This window comes from uncultured Clostridium sp., assembly GCF_900547735.1.
Taxonomy (GTDB): Bacteria; Bacillota; Clostridia; order Lachnospirales; family Lachnospiraceae; genus Otoolea.
This window is the reverse complement of the sequence record NZ_URHZ01000044.1, coordinates 34,635-43,697: the sequence shown is the minus strand read 5'-3', so window position 1 is coordinate 43,697 and position 9,063 is coordinate 34,635. Positions and strand designations below refer to the sequence as shown.

Below are 9,063 nucleotides of genomic sequence, written 5' to 3'. Positions count from 1 at the left end.
TTCTGCCCGGATTCCCCACCCGCGACAACCTACAAACCGGGACTGAAGACTCACACCCTCCCTCTCACCATCCCGCCCCAGCCGTAACCGGCGGCGTTCTCCTTCCTCAACTAATCCCCCTTAAATAAGAAACCGAAACGGCGCCATCAAAATCCCTGTCACCTTCATCGCAAGCTTTTTCCAGCCCGGAATCTCCGCCACCGTGATACCGGATGGAACCTCATACTCCGTCTCATCGATCACCTTGCGGCACCCTTTCTCAATGGCATCAAGATTCCCGTTCAGTTCCTTTGTCAGGTCTTTACTCTTGATAACCAGCATCAGCTCCGTGTCGAGATAGGTACTCCTCAGGTCAAAATTGTAGGAACCGACCGCCGCAATATCCTCCCCCAGTGTGAAGGACTTTCCATGGGTCGAAATTCCCCCGTCATACTCATAGAGCGGGATGCCCATGGCAATCAGGGACTTTTTCCGGTACAGATAATCGCTGGATGCAAAAAAGTTGTCCCCATTTTCCACTGAGTTGAAGACAATTTTCATATTGGGGACCGCCCCGTTTACTTCTTTGAGACGTTTCTCCATATATGTATTGCATACAAGATAGGGAGTGTGGATGGCGGTCGCCTCCCCCTTGGCCTCCATAAGCTTTGTGAGCTGATAGAATACCATGGGAGCCTTCCCATATATTCCTGTGGGGTTGGACACAAGGCAGATTCCCTCTGTTTCAACGGTGCGCTCATTATAATCAGTCTGTTCAAATATTTGCGGATTGTCTTTCCTGAGGATCTTCATCCTCTCCCTCAGCATTTCCCGGTCATCCGACACACTCTTTTTTTCTGCCGGCTTTTCGCTGTCGGCAAAGGGCTTAGTCACGTCCAGGTTCCAGACACCCTCAAAATATTTCTCAACTTCATACAAAGAGCTCTCGTTTCCTTCTCCGGTTCCGTGGGCGGGATTATAGACAAGCACCTCCCGGTCGAGGCTCTCATGCTCCGTGCCGTAGGTCCCGATAAAATAATCGAATGAGTTGCGGCCGCCCAAAATATACCCGATGTCATCCACAATCACATATTTGTCATGCATCCGTCCCTGGGTTTTCCAGGGTTCCAGGAGATTAATAGGGTTATAGTGGCGTATTTCAATATTGGGATGGGAGCCGACGGCCTGAAACAGGCTCCTTCCCGTCATCCTGACCAGACCGGAAAATCCGTCGACCAGGATTTGTACCTGGACTCCCTGGTCGGCTTTCTCAAGGATCAGGGCAAGCAGATCTTTCGTGCTCTCTCCGTCCCTCATATCAAAGGTTGAGAGTATAATCCGCTCTTTCGCCTGATCCATCAGACGAAGCCGTTCCTCCCAGGCGCTTGCATTCGTCTCCAGTATCATGGCGCGGTCGGAAAACCCGGTTTTTGCATCTTCTCCGCTCACCATTGCCTCAAGTCCCGGAAGCAGCGCCGTTCCTTCCTCCACTTCCTTATAAGTGAGGAATGGAACTACGGCCCCGACGGCCAGATACAGGATGATCAGCAGAGGAAGAAGCCAGAGCCGTCCCTTTTTGCGGTATTTCATTCTGCTGCCTCTTTTTTCAGTGTTTTTGTAATATTTGCTGCAAACTGCTCAATTCTCTCTTCAATACCTGGAAGTTTCATTGCGGTGCCCGCGTTGTTGGCTGTCTCCAGCATTGCAAAATTTCCAGGAAGATAAAAGGTTTTATTCATATTGAGGGCGGCAATCAACTGCTCCGCCACAATATCGCTTCCGGAATAACCCGAAACCACAATCCCGAACAGCGCCTTGTCATAAAACCGCGTCGTTCGGAATAAAGCCGTCAGCCGGTTGATAAATGCCGTCAGGTTGGCGGACAGGGCGTCATTGTAGTTAGGGCACAGCATTACGATGGCATCCGCTTTTTTAACCGCCGGATAGACATCCTCCGCGATGATTCCGCCGTAAAAGCAGCTTCCCTTCTCACCAAAGTGAAGGCACATTTTGTACGGACAGCCGGAACAGTCGGAAAGTGTTCCGTTTCTCAGTCCGATTTCCGTAATGTCAAAACCGTCCAGCCGTTCCCTGACCGCATTCCAGAGTGCAAATGTGTTGGAAGTCTGGTGGCTCGATGCATGAAGAACCAGGAGATTGGGCCGGTCCGACAGGGGCCTGTCAAATTCCATGATTTCATGCACGAGGATTTCAACGCTTTTTTTGTATGCGGTTTTCAGATCCGTTTCCATGTTGCCGGCTACGATGGTGAAATTGGACAGCGTTTTTGTCCCCTCCACCAGAGGACGTCCCACAAAGGTACAGCCACAGCAGTTTGCGGTAAAGGTAAGTTCTCTGGCCACCGATTTGGTGTAAAGGTCGCTGTCGCCGTCCATGACAACGCCTCCTGTCCAGCCATCCAGGCTTTCCGGGTTCTCCCTGAGGAAGCGTAGCACCCTGTAATACTCCGGGTTGATGCCCGTTTTTCCGAGACAGACGGCAAACAGCAGGCGTTTTGTGCCGTGCTGCGCCGTCTTATCCGTAAAATATCCCATCTCGTCCGCGCTGTGGATAAAATGGACCTTAAGTCCGTCAAGCGCGGCCAAAAGCACCTCTTTAAGCCGTCCGGACTCCTCGCCGGATTCTCCGTGAAGCTTAATCACTGTTATATCTGAACTGTTCAAAAAAACCGCTTCCTTTCTCACGGGAATTCGTTTATCAATGTCAGGTTATACAATTTTCTTCAAATTATCCTCGGCCAGTACGATTCTCCTGTAAAGTTCTTCCGGCAGAGGGAGCACTTCCGTCTCAAGCCCGGATGCGGTGTACCTGTTTTTCACTCCCATATAGACGCCGCCGAGGAAAACGGAGCCGCAGTGCCAGGCGCCGCGCATCATCAGGACAAGAGAGATTGCCCCCGAAGAATATGCCGGTGCAATGAACGGCTTAAAACCGATGGCTCTCATATGAAGGTTTGCCGTCACAGTCAGTTCGGTCAGTTCTTTTGACAGTTCGTCATTGTAGTTTTCAATGGAATCCGCAACCACCAGATCCTGGCCGTGGGGGCCGAAGGAGCGTCCTTCCGTCAGGAATTGTTTGAACCTCTCATCGCGCTTTGCATAGTAAGCGGCGCGGGCGTTCATTACACCCAGACCGAATCCGTGGACCTGTTCCGGACGGAGGCCCTGATGATCCAGAACTCCGTTTTCATCCTTATTGCTCTCCAGCCATGCCGTCTTGGCAAGAGGATCCACCGGATCGGAAACCACGGCAAACAACCCTTTAAAATGTTCCGCCCTGGCCTGCTTTGCGTACTGGGCGACGATCTTTGAATTATTTTCAAACTGGTACATTCTCACGTCCTTGACACCGGAGCCAACGGGAGGAATTCCCTTGGAGGCCACAAATACGAAGACATCACATTTGAAAAGATCCTCCGGCTTTACGATGTCAATCTCCGGAAGAGCATCGTAATCCCACGGATAAGCAATCTGGTTTTCTTCAAATTCCCACCTCGCCGTCACTTTATCGGAAATATCACAGATTCCGATGGAGCTTATCACATCGCCTCCCAGCAGATGAAGTCCTGTGAGGAGCGTGCTGCCCACATCACCGATGGCAAGCACGTTGACGCGCTTTTTGCCGCCTTCCTGCTTTTCCTTCACAATCTCTGCAAATTGGGGATGACGCATGTTTACGGCGCGCATCTTTCCGGCCCGTATCACTTCCCGGATCGTTTCATCCACTTCTTTTCCCTCTGCGGCTTCGGCCAGTTTCACGCTGCTCAGCCAGGAAACATTCTCACTCTCTGCAAACAGCATGGCCGGATCATTTACCCGGAAGGATGCCCGGCAGCTTCCCGGCTCCCTGTCGAACAGATAAATCAGGGAAGTAACTTCCTCCGGTTTCTCCGCCTTCTCATAGGACAGGTCTTTCTCCAGTGAACAGCAGAGCTGTCCCTCAATTTTATAATAATACATTCTGTCTCCTCCTTATTATTATAATTCCCGCCCTATGGCTTTCTTCGTCCGGTAAAGCATCTGGAGATCATTTTCCAGATAGACGGACGCGGCCAGGTTCGGGTCATAGCTTACGCAGTCTCCCTTATCCGGGCAGAGCGGAAGGATTACCGCTTCCGACAGGCGGCTCAGAGTCAGGTTTCTTGCAAACTGATCCCGGTACTCCGCCTCCAGGACCAGCAGGATATCCCGCGCGTTCCTGATACAGCAGGCGGAAAATTCAAACAGTGATTCGCTGCTGCAGTCCTTAAGCGGCGGGACGGCATACGGCAGGATCAGGTTGATGGAAGGCGTAAGCCCCGCCACCTGCACGGTATCGCGGCGCACCGTATCGCCTCCGATAAACGGATAGAGCGTGGATTCCACAAACCAGAATTTGAGGTTCGGCACAAAATAAACGCTGTCCGCCTCCACGCCTTTTGTTGCCAGCGTATCCCGGCCATATCCGGATATCACACCCAGAATGATTTTTTTTATCTCTACCTGCGCCTCGTTTAGCATCGGCTCCAGCGCCTCAAAACGGCCTCCGCGGTGCAGCAGATCATCTACCAGGATAACCGGGCGGTCAAATGACTTGATTCCCCTGATCTGGCTGGTTAACGGTGAATAGTAAGGGAACGCTTCAATTGCATCCTCTTTCAAATCCGGGGAGAAAACCTTATCCGTATGGAGCGTTTTCGTCACCGTATTCGGGATGACCTTTCCCCTTAAGATTTTTCCGAACGGCACGCACATGGCCTCGCCCAGACTCCTTGGAACCACCGGCTCCCTCGGAACTGCATTCAGGGAGGTAATCATATCCACCAGACGGTGGTAAATCAGGCTGGCCGAAAGCGACAGCACGAGCTGCCCGGGATAAAATCCGGTCATTGTCATCTGTAAGTCCTGGTGTGCCTTGTAGATTGCCTTCAGCACGCGCGGATTACTGGAAAACGGTTCCTTTAAGGTCGTCTCCAGGTTCTGCATCAGCAGAAGGGGCGCATGCATATCCACCAGGAACAGCGGCGCATCCTCCTGGAACTCGGGCGCTTTCACAAAGCCCTGACGCTCGATGGCCGAGAGCACACGCTCCGGGCAGTGTCCCTCATACGGGAAAAACAGGGCGTAGCCGCACCGCAGCGGCAGGGAACGGGCAATCACTTCCGCCAGCAGAAGCTGTTCCGCATCGTATATCATCGGATCCTTTTCCACATGGATTCCCGATATCAGGAGAATTTCCCCCGATGTGTGGCGGCGGACCAAATCTGCCAGATCCACCTTTTTAAGCACCGTAAACAGCTCATCCGGCGCCAGGGAGCGGAACCTTGCCACGCCCACCAGCCTGTTGTCGTCCACGGTATTTCTCAGAAGCAGCAGGTGATCCCCGGAAATCCGGATCGATTCCATAAGCTGTTCCCTGTGATCCTCTTCCTTCAGGATACGCTCCGAGATTTCTTCTAACAGCGCTTCCTCCGGCTCCTTTACTTCCTCAAAGGCAATGGCCCTGGCCCGGATAATCGGTTTGTACTCCGGTTCCCGTAAATACAGGCCGTTATAATAGATGTATTCCTGGACAGAGGGATCGATCAGGTTGGAAATATCGCGGTTCATATCGATATTTTCCCTGATTTTCGTGGAGCTGATATCCTCTAAATGCTCCGGCAGTTCCAGTTCATAGACCTTGCCGGTGATGGATTCCATCATCTTTCTGTTAAATTTATTGTCCGAACGCTTGTCGCCGACACGCCGGAAAGCAATGTGGTTCATCGTGTGGATGGAGTGTTCACAGGGTTTCTTTTTATAAGAAGATGCATTGGCGATCACATCGCTGCCTGCGACAATATAGACCTCCCTGCCTGAAAACACTTCTTTCAGCCGCTTTAAGTCCGCCGGGTTTGCAATGTTGACCGGAATATCGTCCGGGAACAGGTTGACATGGAATTCGTCTGCCACCGACATATTGACAATCTGGCGGCGGATCAGGTGGGGCTGCGCTTTCTTGGACCAGGAGAATTCATCCACGGCCAGATACACCTCGTAGCCCATATTTCTGATTTCGCGGACAATCTCTTTGTGTGACAGCGTAAAGGGGTCAAAGGTTCCCGGAAAAAACGCCACCGCATTTCTCTCCTCAATTTGAAACTCCCCTTCATTCAGGCGGTATGCCGTAATAAAACGGCAGATATTGGACAGGGCTGCCGCGCGGTAAAATGCGGTCAGTTCATCCCCTTTATTTTCATTCAGCAGGAACAGCAGTTTTCTGAAACAGAGAGAGAAAATCTCATTCTTCTCACTGCATGTAAGGCGGTTGGACCCAAACACGGTCTGGCCGATTACAAGCAGGGCCTCCTGTCGCACTGTTTCCCTGTAGTTGGCAAGTCCGTTTAAGAGCATGCCGAGGAACCTTCTCCGACGCCGCTCCCAGCGCTCCGGCTCATCCTTAAACCGCTCCCTGTAGCACGGATAGCATTCCAGCAGAATCCCCACCGTGTCGAGGGCCACCGATACGATTCTGTCGTTGGGGCTGGCCATCAGGCTGCTCAAATACACCAGGATCTCATCAAGCTGCTCGGGCGGCAGCCACAGGGCCGACTCTCCCAGATAGCGTGGAATGTATTTGGAGAATTCATATTCTCCCACCTCCAGGCCTTTCACCAGCTCGACGGAAATTTCGTTCCTCTGATCCGGTGTCAGAAGTTCGATAATCCGCAAAAGCGCCTGGCCCGCATCGTGGCGCACGACAACGTGCTCGCTGACTTTGATCAGGTTGGAAAAATGGGCGGCAATGTGAAGAATGTGCTCATATTTCCCGTGGTCTATCTGATCTACCAGCAGTTTTATGTTAACCGCCTTGATAATCCACGGTGTGGACGTCTTCAGGTTATCCAGGAAAATATCGGAAACCACGTCCCGCTCGTAAAGCTCTTTCTGCTGAAGTTCCGTATCGTAGCCCAGATTGTTTAAAACGCGGTACTGAAGGAATGTCATTGTAATATTTCCTTCCACGGTCGCGTTCAGCACGCACTCCGCGATCGCCTCACAGCATGGATGGGAGGGCTGGTATGCCGTAATCAGCTTAAATGCCCTCCACGCGGCAATCCGGACCTCCAGTTCGTCCGCCCCGGCCTCGTAAACCGCAAAGTTTCCGACGCGGCCCAGCTCTTCCTCGTTAAACTGTTCAAACGGCATAAAGTGCACCGTGTCGAGAAGGACAAAGGCCTCCCCCGGTTCCAGCTCCTCTCCCCTCTCATACCACTTTAAAAATGACCGGAGAAAATGATGGAAGTCCGCGGCGCCCGCATATTCTACAATTGAATCCAGGACCACCTTCAGGTTATAGCGGATACGGCGTTTCTGCTGTACGGTGAGCTTGTGATCCGGACGGATGATCATTTCCAGATACTCATTCCACAGTTCCATCACCCTGGCTTCGGCGATATCCGGCATATCGGCCGGCCGCTCTTTCCTGTATCCGGCGTTGAACTGAGCAATGACATGGCCGAGAAGCTTCGCCGCCTGAGCCCTGATATCTCCCTCCCTGTGCATCAGGAGTTCATAGAGGAATCCCAATGTCTGCTCTTTCTGCTTGTCGTTTGTATAGGTAAAGTACTCTTCAAAAATGTTCAGGTACGCACGTATATTCTTCCAGCTTTTTTCGCTTCTGGCAGCCTCCAGCAGGTTTCCGAACTGCCGCTCCGCAGCCATGCGGTGCATGATCTCGATATTGTGTTCAATTCCCATAAATACGAGGGATTCTATCGTCTGCTCCGTATTTCTGAGTGAAATATCGGGAAGGGCGGCGCGTTTCTGCGGATGGCCGTCGAGGTTTACATCTACTCCCAGGGAGCGCATGTAGTCCTCAAAGTCATGCAGCTTGGAGTAGACGAAACGGTAACGGTTCAGTTTTGCCTCATCCACGTTGTCCAGCTTGGAGAGGATGACGTTAAACGCCTCATCCAGACTGGAGATATAGGTAATCTCCCGTCCGTCTTCCCCACGGCTCTGTTTGACCCGGAAGTCGGAGTAGATTAAAACCAGGGATTCCGCCGACAGGTTCTCCGGCTCCAGATCCCAGGTGGAATGGTTGGCCGCGATATGACCGGTATACTCCATGGAGTGATTGTTGAACCACTGGTTTGTATAATAATAGTGAAGATAGGGCACACGCTCGTTAGGTTTACAGCCAAATTTGCCGAGGTCGTGGCCTGCGGCCGCTCCCGAGGTCAGTGTCAAATCGATTGGCAGCCCCGCTTCGGCAAGTCCCCGTCCGACCGTCATGGCCACATAGTGGACTCCTGCAATATGTTCCAGCGTTCTGAACGGAGTTACCTCCGCATTCAGACGCATCATTTCGTAGATATATTCTTTGGCAAATGTATTTTTAAACCGGATATATTCCTCGAATGATTCAAATTTATGCGCTTCTTCATCACTCAGGAAGCCAAAGTCATAGAGGGAATCAAAGGGAATTACCTCCCGCTCCATATTAAAAAAATATTGGAGAACTTCCAGGTAGAATAAGGCCCCGGCCGAGAATCTGCCCGTGGCTTCCGTGAATGCCTCATCGGGATAAAGAATGTGGCAGACATACTGATAAGTGAATTTCATCCAGCCCTCTTCGGGTTCGCGTCCTAAGAGCGCAAGGGGCTCCTCACAGATTTCGTATACCGTGCGGCAGGAAACCCGCTTTTTTATCGGGATGAGACGCGTGAGCTGCTCCTCCCAGTGTTCTTTATTCATTAACATCAGAATGTTTTTCTTGCTGAGTCCTGATTCCTCCAGGAATTCTTTTCGGCACAGCCGTTCGGTTAAATCGGTGATGATTTGACGGATTTGTTTTTTGCTCATTCGGGGATCCTCCTTGGGGTGGGATTGGGGGGGTAAGCGTGGGGGGGGATGAGGGGGAATGCTGCCTGGGGCGGGGCCCAGGGACGCTGTGGGGAGGATGCGTTCCTCTACTCCGCAGGGGAGTTCGATTCCGCTTCGCTCCATCTCACTCACGGGCATTCGCCCTATCACCAAATATCCAAGACACAATTTGCTTGTGAGCTGGCTCCCAGACAAATTGTGTCTTGGATATTTGGTG

The 9,063-nt window shown here is 51.9% G+C and carries 4 protein-coding genes; all 4 read right to left on the bottom strand.

What is annotated here, in order from left to right; all coding sequences use genetic code 11:
- Positions 1–120: 120 nt before the first annotated feature.
- Genes QZT18_RS14415 through QZT18_RS14400 form a run of 4 tightly spaced genes read right to left on the bottom strand, consistent with a single transcriptional unit; the run spans position 121 to position 8,825 of the window.
- Positions 121–1,569, bottom strand: coding sequence for a phosphatidylserine/phosphatidylglycerophosphate/cardiolipin synthase family protein (locus tag QZT18_RS14415; protein WP_294148694.1), 1,449 nt, complete (start codon positions 1,567–1,569; stop codon positions 121–123).
- On the bottom strand, positions 1,566–2,663 hold the full coding sequence (locus tag QZT18_RS14410; protein ID WP_294148693.1) for a flavodoxin family protein: 1,098 nt from the start codon (positions 2,661–2,663) through the stop codon (positions 1,566–1,568). The genes QZT18_RS14415 and QZT18_RS14410 overlap by 4 nt, the downstream gene beginning before the upstream one ends.
- A gap of 45 nt (positions 2,664–2,708) precedes the next feature.
- Positions 2,709–3,959 carry a lactate dehydrogenase gene (locus QZT18_RS14405; RefSeq protein ID WP_294148692.1) on the bottom strand — a complete coding sequence of 417 codons (1,251 nt, stop codon included), beginning with the start codon at positions 3,957–3,959 and terminating at the stop codon, positions 2,709–2,711.
- Between the two features lie 18 nt (positions 3,960–3,977).
- Entirely contained in the window at positions 3,978–8,825 is a 4,848-nt protein-coding gene (locus tag QZT18_RS14400) for a nicotinate-nicotinamide nucleotide adenylyltransferase (RefSeq protein WP_294148691.1), read from the bottom strand.
- Between the last annotated feature and the right edge of the window lie 238 nt (positions 8,826–9,063).

Excerpts from the sequence above, each read along its gene's own strand:
- QZT18_RS14415 (WP_294148694.1), bottom strand. The coding sequence starts at position 1,569 with ATGAAATACCGCAAAAAGGGACGGCTCTGGCTTCTTCCTCTGCTGATC.
- QZT18_RS14405 (WP_294148692.1), bottom strand. The coding sequence starts at position 3,959 with ATGTATTATTATAAAATTGAGGGACAGCTCTGCTGTTCACTGGAGAAA.
- QZT18_RS14400 (WP_294148691.1), bottom strand. The coding sequence starts at position 8,825 with ATGAGCAAAAAACAAATCCGTCAAATCATCACCGATTTAACCGAACGG.